This window comes from Caballeronia choica (assembly GCF_001544535.1).
GTDB lineage: Bacteria > Pseudomonadota > Gammaproteobacteria > Burkholderiales > Burkholderiaceae > Caballeronia > Caballeronia choica.
In genome coordinates, this window is the sequence record NZ_FCON02000035.1 from 1 (window position 1) to 21,258 (window position 21,258).

The following is a 21,258-nucleotide window of genomic DNA, read 5'->3' on the forward strand; positions in this document are numbered from 1 at the left end:
AGAAACCAGACGCCCATCCAACGCGCTCCCACTAACAGGGTGCAAAACGAGTGGGGAGATTTCTCGACCTACGTCCTGGTCGAGTGTGGGATTTGAACGCTCGGGCTTGACGGCCCACGCTAGTCGACGTTTACCCAGACCTCGTAGTTCCGCTGCTGTCCGAACGGGGCCCGATGCTGCTGCGGGACAACGTGCCGCCGGGAGCGTCCGGCACAACAATCTCGTGCCGCCTGACGGTGCAGTGGGAGCGACGAACGATGTCGATGGTGATCTCCAGAAGTGGGCCCACCACTGCATCCGCGGATTAGAACGATGTCCGGATCTTCGCTCGCTCACCTTGCCATGCTTGGTCGGCGCCATCAGCGATCGACCATCTGAGCATAGTAGTCGAAAAGTTCGAAAGCTGACCGTCGATACTATGCTGGTGCCAACGTCTGTTGACTACCGGATACCTGCCGCTCGCTTGGCGATGACCGTATGACCGCAATGGCCGATCAACTGCCACTCATCTGATAGGCCGGAAAAGAGTTAATCGCGAAGCGGTTTCCCCGTTTCATTGCTGGATCGCTTCAAGAACGTTCTCTCTACGTTACAGGGTAATCGGTGCGGGCCGCGAAGAAGGCGAGCGCGCGCAACGTCGCACACGACGCGACGAGTGCGAATGCAGCAGCGGCTTGCGACGAGCCGGTTTCACAGCAGACAACTTCCATCGACGAAGGTGGGGGCAATTTCATATCGCGCCTCGTGATCATCGTGATGCGCTGGCCGGGTTCCAGTCTTAGCGTCGGCTGGATATTCATGTTGCGCTGGAGAATGGTCTGGGTGGTTTGCGACAGCGACTGCGCTGCTGCCGACGTCAACGTATTGGATGTTCCGCCGTTGATGTTGATCGTCGTCCCGGTTGGTTGAGCCTGGTTGTGTCCGATCCACGCGGCGACGCTGGCGATCAGGAAGGCCGACCCAAAAATTTTAAAGAAGTGGTTGTTGACGCCTGCAGTGACTCCGGCCTCGCCGTTGGGGTCAGCGCCACTTAAGCCATCCAGACGCATGTTCGCGCCGTTCGGGAAAATCATGCGGGTCGCGGCGATCAGCATGCGTTCCTGACCCACGGCGACGTCGTTGCTCGTGACCCCGATAATCCGAGTGCCCCTGGGGATCAATCTGCAGGTGCCATTGATGCTGTCGTAGATGTCGCGGTCGACCATCGCGCGAAAGGTGCCTGGCATGTCGCTGTTTGCCCCCTGGAGGGCGACCGTTTGTATTGCAGTGCCCCCCATCACCATGTATGGTGAATCGGCTGGCACCGGTATCAGCGGCGCATCCTGCTGGTGGTCCTTGCCCCGAGTCTCCAGCCAGTTCGCGTTGCGTTGCGCCGTCGCGCTACTTTGACTGGTGTGCGTCAGCCCGGAGCCGAGTATCGCCAGTTGAGACTGCATACCGTCGGGTGCTGCATTGCGCGCCTGCGAGATAGCGCGCGGTAGTGGATCCGCAAGCGTTTTCTCACTCGCTCACGTGTTGAACAGACGTGCGATGCCGCCTTCGATATGGTCTCGCATCGCGTTGCGCGCTCGGTCCGCGTCGCCCTCATCGATTGCATTGACGATCTGTGCATGTTCGTCGAGGACCGCCTGACGACGCGGCGCGACCGGGCTCGCGCCCGAGAGATCTCTGACGAGGCGAATGCTGAAGCTCATCTGTTCCAGAAGCGCGCCCAGCGTGTGCGCAAAAAAACGATTGCCGGTCGCCTGCGCTACCGCCATATGGAAGGCTATGTCCTGGTCAATGCCGGACTCGCCAGCCGAGAACGCCTGTCCCACTCTCGCGTGGCATTTTTTGAGCTTCGAAATGGCGAGACGGTCGCCGACTTGCGCGGCGCATGCGGCGCTCTCGCCCTCCAGGCTCCGGCGAAACTCCAGAAAACTCCTCACGTCGGGAATGCTTCCCAGTGTCGCGTACGACAGGATCTGGGACGAAGGTTCCCTGGCGCTGACGTAGTGGCCTGAGCCCTTGCGCGAAGAGATCTTGCCTTCCGCGCGCAATCGCGCAAGCGCCTGTCGAAGCATGGGACGCGATACGCCGAAGCGCTCGGCCATCGTCTGTTCGCCCGGCAGGCGTGCCCCCGCCTGGAGGTCTCCGCTTCCGATCAACGCAAGCAATTGATCGTACGCGTATTCGTCACGGGTATGCACGGGAATCTGAGAGGAGGAGCGAAGCGAATACATGGCAGTTCCGAAGTCGATAAACCTGTCAGACAGACTAGCAGATAAAATTGACAGCATAAAGGGAGGCCCACAGAATCGGTTCACAGTCACACCACAGCGAGTTTTCGCACCATGCCAAAGATCACCAACGTCCGCACCATTCGCTTGCCCAAGCGGCCCAAACTTATTTGGGTCGAAATCGAGACTGATGACGGACTCACTGGCCTCGGTGAGACCTTTCGTGGTGCGCAAGCCGTCGAGGCCGTGCTGCACGAACTCGTCGCGCCGGCGATACTGGGTCGCTCCGCCGAGCATGTCACCGCGATCACGCATGAGTTGATGGGCTCGTATGTCGGATTCAACAGCAGCAGCGCGGAGGTGCGCGCCGCCAGCGCGGTCGATATCGCGTTATGGGATCTGGCGGGCAAACGCGCGGGCGTGCCCGTGCATGTGGCGATCGGCGGTGCGATGCGCGATCGAATTCCCGTCTACAACACGTGTGCCGGATATGAATTCAATACCTCCCTGGGCGCACGTCGAAGCATTGATTCGAAGGAGAAAAGCGCAGGACCCTATGACGACCAACTCGCGTTCATGCGCGATGCCGGCGCGCTCGCGGAGAGTCTTCTGGCCGAAGGCTACCGCGCCATGAAGATCTGGCCCTTCGACGACTTCGCGATGACGAGCCCCGATCACATTAGTCTCGTCGATTTGAACACCGGGCTCGAGCCGTTTCGAAAAGTCAGAAAAGCGGTCGGAGACCGTATCGAGATCATGTGCGAACTGCATAGTCTCTGGAGTTCACGAGCGGCCGCGAGAATCTGCGACGCGCTCGCCGAGTTCAATGTGCTATGGGTCGAGGATCCCATCAAGAAAATGGACAACTTCAGCGCCGTGGCCGATCTTCGCCGGCAGACACGGGCGCCGATCTGCGGCGGCGAAAACCTCGCAGGCGTGAAAAGCTTTCGCGACATCCTGGCCGCGGACGCGCTCGATGTCGTCATGCTCGACCTTACCTGGTGTGGCGGACTGAGCGAGGCGCGCAAAATCGCCGCGCTGGCCGAGGCTCATGCCAAACCGCTTGCGCCGCACGACTGCACGGGTCCAGTTGCGCTGATGGCTGGCCTGCACCTTTCCCTCCATGCACCCACTGCAATTTTTCAGGAGGTGGTACGAGCATCACTTGCGAGTTGGTATCCGGAAATCGTCGACCGCTTGCCGGTCATTCGCGAGGGCATTGCGCTGGCGCCCACGGACCCGGGTCTTGGCACTGCGCTATTGCCCGAAGTTCGAGAGACTGAGGGTGCGGTTGTTCGCGAGAGCCGAGCATCCCGTTGATCTGACAGCATCCCTGGCAAAGCCCCAAGCACCTGAAAGGCGATTGCGCATCCGGACCTGCGCATAGAGAGCGGCTGCCCGAGATTTGTCGCACTTTCAAACTGGAGACAGAAAGTGTTAGCACGAACCACTTTGATCATTGGCGTCACGGCGCTGTATTTCGCGTTGGTCGCTTTCATCGGCTATAGCGTTCGCCGGCACGCATCGAGCAGCGCGGGTTTCACTGAGGGCGGCAAAGCCTTTGCTCCATGGCTCATCGCGGCACTGATGCTGTCGGAATTCATCGGAAGCTCGGTAAGTATAGGGACGGCACAGAAGGGCTTCGAGGATGGGATCTCCGCTGCCTGGAATCTCGTCGCGCTGTCGATGGGGTTCCTGCTGCTGGGCGTACTGCTCGTCGGCCGTTACCGTCGCACAAAGTTGAACACCATCTCAGCAATCCTGGAGCAGACCTATGGTAAGGGCGTGCGTTACGCCGCGTCTTTGCTCACCATCTTTTCGCTAAACGTAGTCGCGGTCGCATTGTATGCGAGCGGGGGTGCGGTGCTCGGTGCCGTGATGCAGATCGACCGTGGAATAGCAACGGTGATCGTGGGGATCGTCGCAATTTTCTTCGTGACAGTCGGAGGATTTCGATCCGTCATCTACACGAACACGCTGAACGCCGCGATCAAGTACCTGGGCATCGTTTTGGCGCTTGCCTTCGCGCTCACGGAGTCGGGTGGTTACGCGCATCTGCGAACGGCCCTTCCTTCCCGTATGTTCGACCTCTCGGGAGTGGGGGTGTCTCAGATCTTCGCATGGATGATCGCGGGCATTGGTTCTATCTTTGCGACGCAGTATGTCATCCAGGGCATCGTCACTACGCCCGATGATAAGGGGGCGCGACGCGCTTGTTATTATGTTTCCGCGCTGATGATGCCGTTCGGAGCAATCGTTGCGCTGATCGGCGTTTGTAGTGCCTTCCTGTATCCGGGGATAAAGTCAATCGACGCCTTTCCGGTTCTCATTGCCCACATGCCACCGCTCGCCGCGAGCATCGTCGTGATTGGACTGGCAGGAGCGCTCTTTGGCGGCATTTCCGCAAGCACGATTGCCTCGGGGACCCTGCTCCTGCGAGATTTCTATGAACCGCACTTCAAAGCTGGGAAGGGCGATCGAGCGTCCCTGCGCTTTATTCGCATCAGCACGGTTGTTATCGGACTGATTCCGCTGGTCCTGGCGCTTTTCGCAAGCAAGATCCTGTTGATCGCATTTCTTGGAAAGTCTCTGCGAGCCACCCTCGCGGTCATGATCCTCCTGTGCTTCTACGCTCCGCGATTTGGCACGCCAAGAGGCGCCCTGACAGGAATCGTGCTGTCGATAGTCACAACCATCTCGTGGTTCGTCGCGGGCAACCCCTACGGCGTCGACAGTTCCTACTTCGCTCTCGGTGCGCCAGTCGCCGCAATGACAGTCAGCCAGATGCTTAAAGTGCGGCAGCGTGGACGAGAACTGGCCACAGTTAGACGACCCTAAGCTGCTCTAAAAACTTGACGCGGGATTCGATGATGACAGATTCAACCACACCTGACAGGCGACGGATCAACGTACTGATCGCAGGCCCATTACATCCCGATCTGATGAAGCGCCTCGAAAGCGACTATGAAACGGCGCGGCTATGGGAGCAGACAGACAGGCACGAGTTCCTGTCCAAGCATGGAATGCGCTTCGAAGTACTTGCAACCAGTGGTGCTATCGGCGCGGACAAGGCGCTCATGGAATCGCTGCCAAAGCTGGAGCTTGTCGCAAGCTTCGGGGTGGGCGTCGACCCGATCGACGTGGATGCCGCGAAGAGGAGAGGCGTCGCCGTTACGAACACACCCAATGTGCTGAATGCATGCGTGGCAGATACGGCACTGGGTCTGCTTTTGGGGATAGCGCGACGCATTGCCGAAGGCGACCGCTTCGTTCGGCAAGGCAGTTGGGTCGCGCAGAAATTCCCGCTCGGCACAAAGGTCGGCGGGAAGCTCTGTGGAATCGTCGGCATGGGTGGAATCGGGCGTGAGATTGCGCGGCGCGTGATCGCGTGCGGCATGCGGGTCGCGTATCACGGCCCGAATCGGAAGGGCGATCTGCCCTACGAGTATTACGGTTCAGTCATCGACCTCGCGCGGGTATCGGATGTGTTGATACTTTCCTTGCCTGGTGGCGACAGCACGCGGCATCTGGTTGACCGGAGCGTACTCCAGGCCTTGGGACCGGGAGGCATTGTTGTCAACGTCGCCCGGGGTTCCGTGGTGGACGAGGCGGCGCTAGTCGGCGCGTTGACCAGCGGTGAGATTGCTGGCGCGGGCCTGGACGTTTTCGAAAACGAGCCTCATGTGCCGGTAGCGCTGACGAAACTCGACAACGTGCTGCTGACTCCGCATATTGGCAGCGGTACGAGGGAAACGCGCGAGGCAATGGCGCAGCTTGTACTGGCGAACATCGATGCGATGGCCCGGGGAGCGCCGCTCCTGACGCCGGTCTAAAACAATGAGCGAGCAGCCGCCGAAATGCTTGTTGAAGGTTGCGCGTGATTAGCTTGTAGCGTTGTATATAAAGGGTCAACCTTTGCTTATGACGGGAAAGACAGAAATGCATTGTCAGGCGCCCGGGCTCCGCCACCGCGCTCGAACAGGATCTTCCGCAGAGAAAACCGGCCGGCAACGCATGACGGCCCGGTTTCCGTGGAACCAAGCGATGCACGCATCAGAACTTGTGGCGTATGCCGACGCGGGCAAGCACCTGAGTCGATATGTTCGACGGCGTCATCGTCACGAAATAGGGAACGGCCGCCTGCTGCGTCGAATCCACGCCCGACGCTCTCATGACCGCGCCCATGATGTAGACGTCCGTGCGCTTTGACAGGAAGTAGTCGATACCCGTGTTGATCGTCTGGTACGCGGCGCTGTCCTTGCCGTTGACCGAGCCGCCGCGCAGATAGTTGTAGGACGCGCCGAACTGAAGCACCGGCGTGATGAAGTAGGACGCGTAGACGTTGTAGTTGTTGAACGCGGCCGTGCCGGTGTATCGGAAGGGATTGGTGAGAGCCAGGTTGCCCGACGCTGGATCGTTGAGATCCTGGAAGCGGATGTTCGAATAGCCGAGCCCCACGATGAAGGCGCCCAGCGTGTACTGCGCGGCCGACGAGAAAATTTGTTCCTTGCCGGCAGAGGCGAATCCGCCATAGATCGGGTTCGTCTGCACGCCGGTCACCGATCCCAGGTTATTCGCCGTGGCAGACCCGGCCGCGGTATTGCCGTAGAACGACTGGTTCGGATTGTTGATGTGCAGGTAACCGGCAGCGAGGCTGAGCGATCCGATGTCGTAGTGGCCGCCGAGCGAGTAGATGCTGTTGCGTCCGAACGAGCCGGGGGCGCCTCCGAAACTGTACAGGCCGGTGAGCGTCAGGCCCGCGAGGTTCGGGCTCGTGTACTTTACCGAGTTGTTGATGCGCACGACGTCGGCCACGTTGTCGATGTCGCCTGGGTGGTCGGCGAATGCGCCCATCGCGAACGAGCCTGCCTGCATGGGGCCGATCGAATCGACGATGGAGTCGTACTGCCGCCCGAGGGTCACGTTGCCGAGCGTCGAGCTGGTCAGCCCGACATAAGACTGCCGTCCGAAGAACGTGCCGCCCTGCTGCAGCTTCCCGGTCCCGACGTCGAAGCCGCTTTCCACGACGAAGATGGCCTTGTAGCCGCCGCCCAGATCCTCGTTGCCGCGCAAGCCCCAGCGCGATGCCTGCAAAACCCCGCTCGACATCGACCACTGGCTCGCGCCGGTGCGTCCATTCGGAGCGCCTGCACGCGCGGTTTGAACGTTGTTCGTGTAGTTCACGCCTTCGTCTAGCAGGCCGTAGAGCGTGACGCTGCTCTGTGCGAAGGCCGCGCCGCCCGCTGTCAGTGTGAGGGCTCCAATCAATGTTTTAGCAAGCTTCAAGTCTGTCTCCTGGTTCGCGTCATGTTGTGATTACGATGAAATTCGGGAAACCGTGTCATATCCACTCAGCGCTGGGCCACCGAGCGCTGATCCGCCGTCGTGATCCGCTAGCGCGCCGCTTCATCCATCGAGCGTGCCAGCACCGAGAGGCTTCCGGAGATGCGCCCGACCGGGCCCGCATCGAGCGTCGTCACGGCGTCGATCACCGCCTGTGCCGCGTCTGCGAGTGCCGGGGAACCTTCGCCTCGTGCATCGAGACCTGCCATCACCTTGAACTTGCGCTCGATCTGCTCGTCGGTATAAAGCGTCGCAGCCGTCCACGGGTCGCCGATCGCGTGATCGGCGGTCGCGCTGAAAACCTGTCCGCGTGCATGGATGTCGACACCGCCCGGCACGCCGCGCCATTGGCCGCCCGTCATCCATTCCGCGATATTCGACGAGCTCGGCTCGGCAATGACCGTCACACGCTCGCGGAAGGCCGCGATGCGCGGATCGTTCATCGTCTTCGGCGCGTACCAGAGCGGTCCGGCGGGAACGTCGTGGGCGGCGGCCGCGAGGGCGTGCGCGTGGCTGAATTCAGCGCTGAGCGGATCGCGCGGCTGCTGCTCGCGAAAGATCGGCGTCAACGCGAACGGGTTGGCCCGCACGATGACCCGCTCGATGTCTTCCGGTCGAAGCGCGTGCTGGGCGCACAGCGTCGTGAACGCCGTGAGCGGATGATGGATCCATCGGCAGCACGGCCACGGCTTGTAGGTGGTGTTGAGAATCTGCCAGTCGGAACCGAGACCGGCCATCAGCGCTTCGTCGTCGTGGCTGGGCGAGCCATATAACTTCCAGAATGCGTTCTCACCATCGAGAATGTCCTTGAATCCCGTGCTGCCGAGCCGCGCGAGCGGTGCCGCGGAGACGCCGATCTCGGCGCACCAGCCGGCATCGGCGTATTTGTACATGGGCTGCTCGACCGACTCCGCCCACTTGCGCAGCGTGGGCTGCGGAGAGTTGCTGCCGCCGATGCCGAACGCGTGGTTCGCCTGCTTCGCGTCGAGCCCCGCGATACTTGCCGATGCGCCGATCGCCGCCCACGTGATGGTCGCGGCCGGTCCGCCCAGCTCGTTCCAGCCAATCACCTTGCCGTTCTCGATCTGCATCGGCGCACCCATCCAGCTTCCGATGCGCGCGCCGAGATCGAAGCCCACCGCGATCGCGGTGATCAGGTCGCGTCCGCTGCGGCCATGCAGTTCGGCGAGCGCGAGCGCGGAGAACACCGTCGCGTTGCCGAAATGGGTGGACGTGGGAAACGTGTCGTCTGCATCGAGGACGTTTGCCAGGCGCGCATTCGCGTAAGCCGCAGCCGTGGCCGAACTGCGCCGCGTCGTGCCGATGACGGTCGCATCGGGCTTGCCGCCGAGCATGTCCACGTAGTCGAGCGCGATGCGTCCGCTTTCAGTGCGCACCGCACCGAAAGCGCAGCCGATCGTGTCGAGGAGAAGGCGCTTGCATTCGCGCACCACCGATGGCGGGAGATCTTCGAATCGCGTCCGGCTCACGAAATCGGCGAGTCTTTGTGTCAGGCTGGTCATGTCGACGCTGCTCCTTTCAGGGTTGCACCTTGTTCGGGTCCCATCGCGCCCGGTGCTGCAAGCGCGAAGCCCCGAACGCGCTCAGTGAATCAGTTGGTGCTCGGGGACGACTGCCACTTCGTCGTCCACGAGGGTCGCGTCGACGGCGGCGAGTTCGGCGCGCGCGGCGGCTTCACCGTCGAGCAGGGACCGGCTCGCCACCAGCAGGGACATGACCGAGATGGGCAGCACGCCGAGCGCGCACAGGATCGCGAAGCGAAGGTCGCCGGATGCGTCGCTCAACAGGCCCACGCAGTACGGCCCGAGCCCGAGTCCGAAGATGTTCGGTCCGAGCGAGAATGCCGCGAACGCCGTGCCGCGCAGACGCGGGATGACCAGGTCCTGCGTGGTGGCCTGAAGCGGACCGAACCACATCGGCACGAAGAAGGTCGCCACCGCGTAGGCGCAATAGAAGACCGTGGCGCTGTGCGTCAGGTACTGCACGACGCTGGCGGCCGTGAAGAACGACGCCGTGAAGCACACGAAATACAGCCGGCCGAACGGATGCTTGCGCTTGGCAAGGTCGCACAGATAGCCGCTGATCGTGATGCCCGCGCCTCCGGCGATGATCGCGATGATCCCGAGACGCAGGCCCGCTTCGGCGGTCAATCCGAGCGTGCGGCTCGCATAGACGAAGACGAAGCCGTTCACCGCGTTCATTGCGAATGCGAGGAAGGCACCCGCCACCGTCACCGCCGCGAAGGTTTTGGAACCGGTGATCAGCCGATGCGCGGAAGGGTCGCCGAGACGCGTGGCCTGATACCAGTTCGAGCACACGTAGACGGCAATCGCGATGGCGAGCCACTGGATCAGGTTGCTCGTGATCGCGAAGCCGAAGACCGAGCCGATCTGGACGTTGCGGCTGGCGGAAAGCACATGGTTCGTGCCCATCGTGGCGAGCACGACGAGGATGATCGCGAGCAGCAGATACGTCGCATTGCGGACGTACTCACGCGGCGCCGCGTTTCGCTTGCCCAGATGCATCCAGCTCCAGGGCGGCACCATCGCGCCGAGATCGCGCAGTGCGTGAGCGAACGGGTGCGGGTCCTTCTTGGGCGGGACGGCGTCGAGCCGTCCGCGCATCGGCTCGCGAATCGTGAGCAGCACGATCAGCGCGAAGAGAATGCCCGGCACGCCTACGCCGATGAACGAAGCCTGCCAGCCGCTGAGGCCGAACGGTGCGGACACGCCCTTGCCATACGTGTGCTCCCACCACGAGACGATCGAGCCGCCGATCGCGAGCGACGCGCCCGCTCCGACATACACGCCCACCGAATAAAGCGCGAGGACCGTGCCCCGGCGTGCCCGTTCGAAATAGTCGCCGAGCAGCGATACCGCCGCGGGCGTCGCGCTCGCCTCGCCCACGCCGACGCCGATGCGGGCCACACCGAGCTGCGCGAAGTTGCGCGACAGGCCGGACATGGCGGTCATGAGCGACCAGAACGACAGGCCGAGTGCGAGCGTTCGCACGCGGCTCCAGCCGTCGGCGAGGCGCGCGAGCGGGATGCCGAACACGCAATAGAACAACGCGAACGACGTGCCGTAGAGCAGGCCCAGTTGCGCGTCGCTGATGCCCATGTCCTTCTTCAGATAGGGCGCAAGAATGGTGACGATCTGGCGATCCACATAGCTGAACGCGTAGATGAGCGTCAGGATGAATAGCACGTACCAGCGATACCAGGGACGTTCATGGGTCATCTTGGTGGTCCTGTAGTCAAGGGTTGGCATGGGCGAGACTTGCGCGACGGCGGAGCAGGCCGTGGCAGGCGCGAAGAGACGGGCACAGCGGCGCCTGCCAGGCAAGGGCCGGCTCGGCACCGTCGGGCAAATTTCTGAATCCGGGTTGCGGTGCCGGCGAGTTCTCCCGGCCGCCTGGTGCTTGCGTTACGCGAGAAGGGCTTTGAATCGACGCTGCGCACGATGCACGCACAAAGCCGCTGGCATGTGGCGGTCAGGTCTTGTCGATGAGGGTCGGGTATTCACGGATCTGTCTCCAAGGGTCTTGTCTTTCTCTGAGCCGGCTATCGCTGAGCCGACCGTTGACCACAGGATAGACACGCACCGCCACGCGGCGCCAATACGATTTTCCGATCCATTTAGACGAAGAAACTTGGTGTCGCACGAGAGGAATATCCTCTCAAAACCTCCGCAAACAGTATTGGCCGCATCAGCGCTTTGCTCGCTACAGTTGCTCCAGATCGCGACACCACGGGCATCGGCCCGGCCGGTGGACCGCACAGTTCAAATCGACATGCGATGCATGATGGAGCTATCAACTATGGCGCAAGCGAATGCGGTTGGACGTACCCCGGTGGTCATCGTTGGGGCGGGGCCGGTGGGCCTGGCACTGGCGGGCGACCTTGGATGGCGGGGCGTGCCCTGCATCTTGATCGAGAAAAGCGACGGCGAAGTGTTCCAGCCCAAGATGGACATGGTCGGCATTCGTACGATGGAATTCTGCCGGCGCTGGGGCATCGTCGACGACGTTGAAAACGCCGGCTACAACCGCGATTACTCGCAGGACTACGCGTGGGTTTCGCAGCTGCACGGCGGCTACGAGTTCGGCCGCGAATCGTTTCCGACCGTGCGTGACGAACCGAAGCCCGAGCAGAGCCCGCAAAAGCGCGAGCGGTGTCCGCAGAACTTCTTCGACCCGGTACTGACGCGTTTTGCCCGCCGAAGTGGCTGTGTGCAGGTGCGCTACTCCACCGAGTACGTTTCCCATCAGGAGCGCGGCGACGGCGTGACGGTGCGCGTGCGCGATCTCGAATCGGGCGAGGAACAGGAGATCGAATGCCAGTACCTCGTCGGTTGCGATGGCGGCGCAAGCCGGGTGAAGGAAGCGCTCGGCATCCGCATGACCGGCACGCCGGCCCTGACCTATACGACCAACGCGATCATCGAGTGCAAGGGTCTCGAACAACTGCACGACAAGAAGCCGGGTTACCGCTATATCTTCATCGGCCCCGAAGGCACCTGGAGCACGGTCGTTGCGATCAACGGGCGCGACTGGTGGCGCTTCTCGATCGTCGGCGACGGCACGATGCAGACGCTCTCCGAGGATGACGTGGCGAAGGCATTCCGCCGCGCCGTGGGGCGCGACGATGTCGAGTTCCGGATCATCTCGGTGATGCCGTGGATCCGCCGTCAGCTCGTCGCCGACGACTACGGCACCGCACGCGTGAAAATCGCGGGCGACGCCGCGCACCTGACCTCGCCGACGGGCGGCTTCGGCATGAACATGGGCATTCAGGACGCGGTCGACCTCGGCTGGAAGCTTCAGGCGATGGTCGAGGGCTGGGGCGGCGCGCATCTGCTCGACACCTATGAATTCGAGCGCCGGCCGGTCGCGATCCGCAACGTCAACGAGGCGACCAACAACCTGAAGCTGATGCTGACGCCGCGCCAGAGCCTGAGCCCGGCGGTGTTCGAGCCGGGTCCTGAGGGCGACCGGGCGCGCAAGGTGTTCGGTGATGCCTATACGGCCATGATGAAGCGCGAGTGGTACACGATCGGCATTCATCTCGGCTTCCGATATGAGGGGTCGTCGATCGTCGTGCCGGATGGCACGACGGAACCCGAGGACACCGTCAACACCTACGTGCAGACAGCTCGCCCCGGGCATCGTGCGCCGCATGTGTGGCTCGAACCGGAGAAGTCCACGCTCGATCTGTTCGGGCGTGACTTCGTGCTGGTGCGCTTCGACAAGACACTCGCGGTGCGGGAACTGGTGGAAGCGGCCGCGCGCGCGGGTGTGCCGCTTGCCGTCGTCGACCTTGACGACGACCGTGCGCGCACGCTCTACGAGCGCAAGCTCGTGCTGGTGCGCCCCGACGGCCACGTGGCATGGCGCGCCGATGCGCTGCCCGAAGACGCCGATGCACTCGTCGATATCGTGCGGGGCGTGCAGCCGCTGGCCGCGCTCGCCACGACGCAAGAGGAGGCCGTCGCGCGATGAAACTCGTTACGTTCGACAACGGGCGCATCGGCGTCGTGAGCGATGGGCGGCTCGTCGATGTGAGCGATCTGGCTGCGGTCGTCCCGGGTGCGTGGCCGCCGGTGGGCATGGTCCGCTTCATCGCGGAGTTTCCTGCGCTGCGTCCGGCGCTGGCGGATGCGCTGCGTACCCGCGCGAGCGTGGCGCTCGAAGAAGTCCGCCTGGAAGCGCCCGTGCAATGGCCGAACAAGGTGATCGCGTTCCCCGCGAACTACCACGCTCATATCGAAGAGATGAAGCACGGTGCCGGCAGTGGCGTGATCTCGACCTACAAGGCGAGCGGCCAGGGCTTTTTCCTCAAGGCCAATTCGAGCCTGAGTGGCCCCGCCGACGGCATCGTCCTGCCACCGCTCGATGGCCGCGAGATCCACCACGAATGCGAACTCGGGATCATCGTCGGCAAGCGCGGACGGGGCATCGCCCGAGAGGACTTCCGCGACTATGTGTTCGGCTTCACGTGCCTGCTCGACATGGTGGTCCGGGGCAAGGAGGAGCGCGTGATGCGCAAGTCCTACGACACGTTCTGCCCGACGGGCCCATGGATCACGACCGCCGATGAGATCGCCGACTTCGACGCCATCTCCATGCGTCTTCTGGTCAACGGCGAGGAGCGCCAGTCGGCCTCGACGCGCAACCTGATCGTCGACATCGCCGAAATGCTCGCGATGGCTTCCGCCGTGATGACGCTGGAACCGGGCGACATCATCGCGACCGGCACGCCGGCGGGCGTCGGGCCGGTGAGCGAGGGCGACGTGCTCGAGATCGTCATCGACGGGGTGGGTTCGATGAAGCTGCCCGTGACGCGCGGAACGATCGGAGATCACCCGGTCTGGAACGCCGACAAGGCGAGCCTCGCCGTCTAGCGCCCGTCAATCGCCCGCATCCGGGCACCACGCATTCGAAACCGCATCGACGGAGATGAGCGATGTCGCAAGCTGCTGCATTGATGAATGAGGCCCCCGCAGGTTTTTTCGAGGACCTGCAGGCGCATGCACTGTCGCCGGGATGGGCGAAGAAGGCGCCGCAGATGTGGCCCGTGCCGCGCCCCCGGTTCGCGCCCGCCGTGTGGCGTTATGCCGACGCGCGGGCCGCGCTCGACCGGGCGTGTTCGTTCGTCTCGCCCGAGCAGGCCGAGCGGCGCAACCTGATCATGGTCAACCCGATCGCGGACAACATCTATCCGACGTGCCGCAACCTCGTCGCGGCATACCAGTTGGTGTTGCCCGGCGAGACCGCGCGTTCGCATCGGCATTCGCCCAACGCGTTGCGCCTGATCCTCGACGCGGGACGCGAGACGTTCACCATCGTCAACGGCGTGCAGGTGGGAGTCGCGCCGGGCGATGTCGTGCTGACGCCTTCATGGCACTGGCACGGCCACAGCAACTTCGGCGACGAGCCCGCTTTCTGGATCGATTTTCTCGACGTGCCGCTCGTGCAGAACCTGGAGTGCATGTACTTCGAAGACCACCCGCAGCGCAATGAACCGGTCACGCGTTGCGAGCCGGATTCGGCGCTGCGCACGAAGGGCGTTGATCTCGAACGGGGCATGCGCGCGCAGGGCACCGTCGATATTGCGCGAGGCGGCCTGAAGACGATCGGCTTGCAGGCAATCGGCCTGGCGCAAGGCGACACACAGGTGCGCGGCAAGCGCATCGACAACAGCCTCTACACGGTCACGGCGGGCGAAGTGCGCATGACGGTCGAACACCTCGGCGTGGTCGATCTCGTGCGCGGCGATGTCATCGTGATCCCGGGATGGCACACGTCCCGCATCGAAGGCCGCTCCGAGTGGGCGCAACTGATTCGCGTAAGCGACGAGCCCGTCATGGAGGCCCTCGGCTTCCGCGAGGTGACGGGCACTGAAACCGACGCAGGCTAGGAGAACATTGTGAAATTCACCGAAGAGCAGGACATGCTGCGTGACATGGTCCGCAGGGTAGCCGACGAGAAGGTTCGACCGCTCGTCGCCGAGATGGAGGAAACGAAGCGCTTTCCCGAGGAACTGGTCGAAGTGTTCGGCGACCTGGGCCTCTTGCAGATGTGGGTGCCCGAATCCTACGGCGGCCCGGGCGGCGACCTGACCTCGGTCTGCATCGCGAAGGAGGAGATCGGCCGGGCATCGCTCGCGGCATCGACGTTGTGCGCGAACAATTCCATCGGACTGATTCTTCCGCTGCTGCACTTCGGCACCGAAGCGCAGAAGCAACGCTATCTGACCGAGGCGGCGCGCGGCCGCACGATATCGGCCGTGGCGATCACCGAGCCCGAAGCGGGCTCGGACGTCTCGGCAATCCGCACGACTGCTCGCCGCGACGGCGATTCGTATGTGATCAACGGGCAGAAGAGCTGGATCACCTGGGCGGCGCAGGCCAACTACATGTTGCTGTTCGCGCGAACCGCGGAAGGGCGCGGACACGAAGGCATCAGCGTGTTTCTCGTCGATACGAAGACACCGGGTCTCAAGATCGGGCGCAAGGAAGTGAAGATGGGCCGGCACGGTTCGCCGACCTATCAGGTGTTCTTCGAGAACATGCGCATCGACGCCGATTGCCTGCTCGGCGAGGAAGGCAGCGGCTTCAAGGCGTGCATGAAGATCCTTGATCTCAATCGTCCGTCGGTGGCGGCTTCGTCGCTGGGTCTCGCGCAGGCGGCCCTCGACGAATCGGTCAACTATTCGAAGGACCGCCGCCAGTTCGGCAAGCGCATCGCGGACTTCCAGGCGATCCAGTTCAAGCTTGCCGACATGGCGATGAAGGTGGAGGCGGCCCGCACGCTGCTTTATTCGAGCACGCAGGAGATCGACTCGGGCGATACCAGCCGGTTGACCCTGCTCTCGTCGATGGTGAAGTGCTATGTCACCGACGTCGCGATGGATGTCGCGCTCGAGGCGGTCCAGGTGCATGGGTCGTACGGCTACTCGACTGAGTATCCGGTCGAGCGCTTCATGCGCGACGCGAAGCTGAATCAGATCCTGGAAGGCACCAACGAAATTCATCGGGTCATCATTGCGCGGCAATTGCTGGGCAAATGAGCGCGACCTTCACGGCCTTTCATTCACGACAACAGGACACTCACATGACGACTCATTTTCATCCCGCCCTGGGTGAAGCCGCGCGGAGCTTTCTCTCGCGGGAACATCACCTGCTGATCGACGGCCGCATGGTCGAGTCGGACTCCGGGCGACGCACCGACATTCTCGACCCGGCCACGGGCAATGTGATCGCCACGGCGGCGGAAGCCTCGGCAACCGATGTCGATCGCGCCGTCGAGGCCGCGCGCCGCGCGTTCGCCGGACCGTGGCGCAAGACGACGCCCGCGGAACGCACGCGCATCATGCTGCGTTTCGCCGCGCTGATCGAAACCCATGCCGACGAACTGGCGCAACTCGAATGCATCAACAGCGGCAAGCCGCTTGCTGCGTGCCGCAACGGGGACGTCGCGGGCATCGTCGAAATGCTGCGCTACATGGCGGGCTGGACCACCAAGATGGGCGGCGAGACGCCCAACGTTTCCCTGCCGGGCGAATGGCACGCCTATACGTTGCGCGAGCCGGTGGGCGTAGTCGGACAGATCATTCCATGGAACTTCCCGCTCAACATGGCGATGTGGAAGATCGCACCGGCGCTGGCGGCGGGCTGCACGATCGTCATGAAGCCTTCCGAACAGACGCCGCTGACCGCACTGCGGCTCGGCGAACTCGCGCTGGAAGCCGGCGTGCCGCCGGGCGTCCTCAATATCGTGACGGGCTTCGGCAATCCGGTTGGTGCTGCGATCGCCGCGCACCCGAACGTCGACAAGGTCGCCTTCACGGGGTCCGGCGAAACCGGCAGACGCATTCTGCAGGCCGCGAGCGGAAACCTGAAGCGGGTATCGCTCGAACTGGGCGGCAAGTCTCCGGTCATCGTGTTTCCGGATGCCAACCTCGAAGCCGCGGCCGCGGGCGTGTGTTCGTCGATCTTCTTTCACGCTGGCCAGATCTGTGCGGCGGGCTCGCGACTTTATGTGCACGAGCGCGCCTTCGATCAGGTGCTCGACGCCGTCACGCGGCGTGCCAACGGCATGAAGCTCGGCCACGGCATGGACGCAGGCACTGAGATGGGCCCGGTGATCTCGCGTCGTCAGCTCGATCGTGTGATGGGTTATATCGCGAGCGGCCAGGAGCAGGGCGCGACGCTCGCGGCAGGCGGTGACACGACAGGCGAACGCGGCTTCTTCGTGAAGCCGACGGTGCTGACCGGCGTCGAGCCGGGCATGAAGGTTCACGACGAAGAGATCTTCGGCCCGGTGCTGTGCGCGATGAAGTTCAGCGACGACGATGACCTCGAGCGCATCAGCGCCGCCGCCAACTCGACGACGTATGGCCTTGCGGCGAGCATCTGGACCAAGGATCTCAACGTCGCTCACAAGATGGCGCGGCGGCTCGAAGCGGGCATCGTCAATGTCAACGCGCTGTCATCGCCGGATGCGGCATTGCCCTATGGCGGCTACAAGCAGTCGGGCTGGGGACGCGAGCGCGGTTTCGACGCGATCGAGATGTACACCGAAATCAAGGCGGTCGCGATCAATCTCAACACCTGAGGCACGCACGCGTCAGCGGGATTTCCCTTTCCACCGTTAGTCGCGCTCGGCCAGGCCAAGGCGAGCGCCCAGGAGAACAGAGCATGACAGGCAGCATCGATTATCTGGCGAAAGACGGCCGCGCTTACATCACCTTCAATCGCCCGGAAAAGAAGAACGCATTCACCAACGCGATGTTCGACCAGTTGATGGAATGCTACGACCGGGCCGAAGCCGACGACGACGTGCGCGTAGTCGTCATGCAGGGCGCAGGAGACGACTTCAGCACCGGCCATGATCTCGCCGAAGTCGGCACCGAGTACGGCGAAACCACGTACGACGACAAAGGCCGGCCGCGCAAGCCCAGCCAGCGTGCGCGCCTCATGCACGACAAGCGCTACCTCGAACGCTTCGAACGCGTGTTCAAGTTCCTGAAGCCGACGCTCTCGCTCGTGAAGGGCTATTGCCTGGGCGGTGGCCTCTATCTGGCGGAAGGTTCCGATCTCGTGATCGCCGCCGACACGGCGAAGATGGGGCATCCCGAGCAGAAACTCGGGCTGTCGGGGGCCGCGTATTTCGCGGCGTGGGAAATGATGACGATGGGCTGTCGCAAGGCGCGCGAGTTGCTGCTGATGGCCGATGTCTGGGACGCACCGACGTGTCTCGCGAACGGCCTCGTGAACAAGGTGGTGCCGCTTGCGTCGCTCAGCGATGCAGGCGAGGAATGGGCCGAGCGCATCGTGCGGCTGCCGCGCGACGGCGTTGTCATGGGCAAGGCGGCCACCAGCCTCGCGATGGATTCGCTCGGCATCACGAGCCAGTTCTCGTATGGGCACGTGCTGCATGCGCTCGCGACCAACGTGCGCTACGAGGCGGACGAATACAACTTCATGAAGCAGCGGCGCGACAAGGGTGTGCGCGCGTCGAATCATGATCGCGAAGCCTTTTACGTGGAAAAGGACAAGGCATGAACACAGCGCTCAAGGGACTCAGGATCCTCGACTTCACGCAGATGATGACAGGCCCGTTCGCCACGATGATGCTGGGCGACTCGGGCGCCGACGTGCTCAAGGTCGAGCAGCCCGGCGGCGATCCGTTTCGCCGCTCGGGCGAGACGACGCTGGGCGGAGACGGTGCGTTCTTTCTCGGCGTGAATCGCAACAAGCGCGGCATCGTGCTCGACCTGAAGACGGACGAGGGTCGCGCTGCGGCGCTCGCGCTTGCCGCCGAGGCGGACGTGCTCGTCGAGAACTTCCGGCCGGGCCTGACCGAGCGTGCGGGTCTCGGATATGAGGCGTTGAAGGAGATCAATCCGCGCCTCGTCTATTGCTCGATCTCCGGCTTCGGGCGCACGGGGCCCGACCGGAACCGGCCCGCGCTCGACATGGTGATCCAGGCCGTGTCCGGCGTGATGCAGGTGACGGGCACCGAAGAGTCGGGTCCGCTCAAGACGGGCTTCCCGTTCTCCGACCTCGTCACCGCGCTGATCGCGACGATCGGCATTCTGACCGCGTTGCAGGCGCGAGAACGCACGGGCGAGGGTCAGCGCGTCGACTTGTCGATGCTCGACGCAAGCATCTTCAGCCAGGTGCCGCGTGACGTGTACTTCGACCTGACCGGCATCACCCCGGGCCGCATGGGCAACCAGCATTGGGACATCGTGCCCAACAACACCTATGCGACCGCGGACGGCCGGGACATCATGATCATCACGATCAACGAGAAGTTCTGGCAAGTCCTGTGCGATGCGCTCGACGCGAACGAGCTCAAGACCGACCCCCGTTTCGCGACCAAGGCGGCACGGCTCGCGAATCGCGGACTCGTCGATGCGCGGCTCGCGGAGATCTTCGCGAGTCGGGATCTGGCGCACTGGGAGAAGGCGTTGTCGGCTGCGGGCGCCATCTACGGGGCGGTCAGGACGTGGCCCGAGGTGTTCAGCGATCCGCATGTCGTGGAGACGCTGCTCAAGACGCTGCATCATCCGAAGGGCGGCGCGTTCAAGGTCATCAACAATCCGCTTCAGTTCTCCGCGACACCCACGCAGATTACGCGTTCGCCGCCGATGCTCGGTGAGCACAACGCCGATGTGCTGACGCCGGAAGGTGCGGTGTGGCCATCGGCGGCTCTGGACGGTCGCTAGTTTTTCCGGGGTTCTTTGGCGCCCGGCTTAACGCCGTCAGGCGTCGAAGAAGCCCTGCCTCACAAGAGGAATATCCTCTGAAAACCTCCGCAAACAGTATTGGCCATGCCGCCGTGTTGCTCGGTACATTAGGTCCATACGCACAAGCAGAACAAGCGGAGACATCTGATGAACGACACCTGCATCATCATCGGCGCAAGCCACGCGGCCGCCCAGCTCGCACCGAGCCTGCGGCAGGAAGGGTGGACGGGGCCCATCGTCGTGATCGGCGATGAACCGCGCCTGCCTTACCACCGGCCGCCGCTCTCGAAAGCCTATCTGCTCGGCGAGAAAAGCGCAGACGAACTGCTGATCCGCACGGCGGATGTCTATGCGCGCTTCGCCGTCGAATTCAGGCTTGGCGAGCGCGTCGAATCGATCGATCGCAAGGGAAAGACGGTCACGCTGCGTGGCGGCGAAAAGCTCGGCTACGGCAAGCTTGCCCTGTGCACGGGCACGCGCGTTCGCACCGTCACGCTGCCGGGCTCGACGCTCCCCGGCGTGCACTATCTGCGCAGCATCGCCGATATCGACCGGATCCGGTCGGGCGTGCGGCGCGGGGGGCGGGCGGTCATCGTGGGCGGCGGCTATATCGGGCTCGAGACGGCGGCCGTGCTCAACAAGCTCGGCATGCAGGTCACGGTGCTGGAGATGGCGCCCCGCGTGCTTGCGCGCGTCACCGCGCCTCAAGTGTCGGAATTCTTCGAGCGCGTGCATCGCGAGGAAGGCGTCGATATCCGCACCGGCATGGCCGTCAGCGGATTCGAAGGCGACGCGTGCGTCGAGCGCGTGGTGTGTGCGGACGGCACGCATCTTCCGGCGGATCTCGTGATCATCGGGATCGGCGTGACGCCCAACGTCGAACTGGCCGCAGCAGCGAATCTCGCCACCGATAACGGCGTGCTCGTCGACGCTTGCGGGCGTACCTCCGACCCAGACATCGTCGCGGTGGGCGACTGCACGATGCATCCGTCGCCGTATTACGGCCATATCCGCCTCGAGTCCGTGCCCAACGCGACGGAGCAGGCGAAGAGCGCGGCCGCTGCCCTGTGCGGCAAGGACAAGCCTTATCGCGCGTTGCCGTGGTTCTGGTCGGATCAGTACGACATCAAGCTGCAGATCGCCGGGCTGCATCTGGGCTACGACGAGGTGGTGGTACGCGGCGACCGGAACGCCGGCCGCAGTTTTTGCGCCTTCTATCTCAGGGAAGGCAGGCTCGTTGCGGCGGACTGCATCAATCGGCCACAGGAATTCATGCTCAGCAAGAAGCTGATTGCGGAAGGCATCGAGGTGACTTCTGAACGGCTCATCGATGAAAGCGTCGCGTTCAAGTCGTTGCTCGATGCAGCAAGGGCAGTGAGCTGACCCGACTCGGCCCAAGCCGATTCAACCCAACCATGT

At 63.2% G+C, this 21,258-nt stretch carries 16 protein-coding genes; 11 read left to right on the plus strand and 5 right to left on the minus strand.

Annotation, left to right across the window (positions count from 1 at the left end):
- Positions 1–584: 584 nt before the first annotated feature.
- Both AWB68_RS17230 and AWB68_RS17235 read right to left on the minus strand, forming a co-directional pair.
- Positions 585–1,436 (minus strand): TraB/TrbI/VirB10 family type IV secretion system protein, encoded by an 852-nt coding sequence (locus tag AWB68_RS17230; RefSeq protein ID WP_087645562.1) that lies wholly within the window; start codon positions 1,434–1,436, stop codon positions 585–587.
- Positions 1,437–1,508: 72 nt separating this feature from the next.
- Entirely contained in the window at positions 1,509–2,279 is a 771-nt protein-coding gene (locus tag AWB68_RS17235; RefSeq protein ID WP_087645563.1) for a FadR/GntR family transcriptional regulator, read from the minus strand.
- A 54-nt stretch (positions 2,280–2,333) separates the two neighbouring features.
- Between AWB68_RS17235 and AWB68_RS17240 the strand changes: the two genes are divergently transcribed.
- From AWB68_RS17240 to AWB68_RS17250, 3 genes are all read left to right on the plus strand, one after another.
- Positions 2,334–3,539 (plus strand): mandelate racemase/muconate lactonizing enzyme family protein, encoded by a 1,206-nt coding sequence (locus AWB68_RS17240; RefSeq protein WP_087645564.1) that lies wholly within the window; start codon positions 2,334–2,336, stop codon positions 3,537–3,539.
- A gap of 114 nt (positions 3,540–3,653) precedes the next feature.
- Positions 3,654–5,057, plus strand: a complete 1,404-nt coding sequence (locus AWB68_RS17245) for a sodium:solute symporter family protein (RefSeq protein WP_087645565.1) — start codon at positions 3,654–3,656, stop codon at positions 5,055–5,057.
- Positions 5,058–5,089: 32 nt separating this feature from the next.
- Positions 5,090–6,052 carry a 2-hydroxyacid dehydrogenase gene (locus AWB68_RS17250; protein WP_087645615.1) on the plus strand — a complete coding sequence of 321 codons (963 nt, stop codon included), beginning with the start codon at positions 5,090–5,092 and terminating at the stop codon, positions 6,050–6,052.
- A 220-nt stretch (positions 6,053–6,272) separates the two neighbouring features.
- Here the strand turns inward: AWB68_RS17250 and AWB68_RS17255 are convergent, their stop codons facing one another.
- The 3 genes from AWB68_RS17255 to AWB68_RS17265 all read right to left on the minus strand — a co-directional run bounded on the left by AWB68_RS17255 (position 6,273) and on the right by AWB68_RS17265 (position 10,822).
- A complete protein-coding gene (locus AWB68_RS17255; RefSeq protein ID WP_235028385.1) occupies positions 6,273–7,505 on the minus strand; it encodes a porin in 1,233 nt (410 codons plus the stop codon).
- A 107-nt stretch (positions 7,506–7,612) separates the two neighbouring features.
- Entirely contained in the window at positions 7,613–9,085 is a 1,473-nt protein-coding gene (locus tag AWB68_RS17260; protein WP_087645567.1) for an MmgE/PrpD family protein, read from the minus strand.
- 81 nt (positions 9,086–9,166) lie between these two features.
- Entirely contained in the window at positions 9,167–10,822 is a 1,656-nt protein-coding gene (locus AWB68_RS17265) for an MFS transporter (protein WP_087645568.1), read from the minus strand.
- Between the two features lie 580 nt (positions 10,823–11,402).
- Between AWB68_RS17265 and AWB68_RS17270 the strand changes: the two genes are divergently transcribed.
- The 8 genes from AWB68_RS17270 to AWB68_RS17305 all read left to right on the plus strand — a co-directional run bounded on the left by AWB68_RS17270 (position 11,403) and on the right by AWB68_RS17305 (position 21,222).
- Positions 11,403–13,082 (plus strand): FAD-dependent oxidoreductase, encoded by a 1,680-nt coding sequence (locus tag AWB68_RS17270; protein WP_087645569.1) that lies wholly within the window; start codon positions 11,403–11,405, stop codon positions 13,080–13,082.
- Complete coding sequence (locus AWB68_RS17275) at positions 13,079–13,984, plus strand: fumarylacetoacetate hydrolase family protein (protein WP_087645570.1); 906 nt, start codon at positions 13,079–13,081, stop codon at positions 13,982–13,984. Before AWB68_RS17270 ends, AWB68_RS17275 begins: the two co-directional genes overlap by 4 nt.
- A gap of 62 nt (positions 13,985–14,046) precedes the next feature.
- Entirely contained in the window at positions 14,047–15,000 is a 954-nt protein-coding gene (locus AWB68_RS17280) for a cupin domain-containing protein (protein ID WP_087645571.1), read from the plus strand.
- A gap of 9 nt (positions 15,001–15,009) precedes the next feature.
- Positions 15,010–16,152, plus strand: coding sequence for an acyl-CoA dehydrogenase family protein (locus AWB68_RS17285; protein ID WP_087645572.1), 1,143 nt, complete (start codon positions 15,010–15,012; stop codon positions 16,150–16,152).
- A 44-nt stretch (positions 16,153–16,196) separates the two neighbouring features.
- Positions 16,197–17,699, plus strand: a complete 1,503-nt coding sequence (locus tag AWB68_RS17290; protein WP_087645573.1) for an aldehyde dehydrogenase family protein — start codon at positions 16,197–16,199, stop codon at positions 17,697–17,699.
- An 83-nt stretch (positions 17,700–17,782) separates the two neighbouring features.
- Complete coding sequence (locus AWB68_RS17295) at positions 17,783–18,649, plus strand: enoyl-CoA hydratase/isomerase family protein (RefSeq protein ID WP_087645574.1); 867 nt, start codon at positions 17,783–17,785, stop codon at positions 18,647–18,649.
- Positions 18,646–19,818: a CaiB/BaiF CoA transferase family protein gene (locus tag AWB68_RS17300; protein ID WP_087645575.1), complete on the plus strand. Its 1,173-nt coding sequence runs from the start codon at positions 18,646–18,648 to the stop codon at positions 19,816–19,818. Before AWB68_RS17295 ends, AWB68_RS17300 begins: the two co-directional genes overlap by 4 nt.
- Before the next feature lie 168 nt (positions 19,819–19,986).
- On the plus strand, positions 19,987–21,222 hold the full coding sequence (locus tag AWB68_RS17305) for an NAD(P)/FAD-dependent oxidoreductase (protein ID WP_087645576.1): 1,236 nt from the start codon (positions 19,987–19,989) through the stop codon (positions 21,220–21,222).
- The last annotated feature ends 36 nt before the right edge of the window (positions 21,223–21,258 follow it).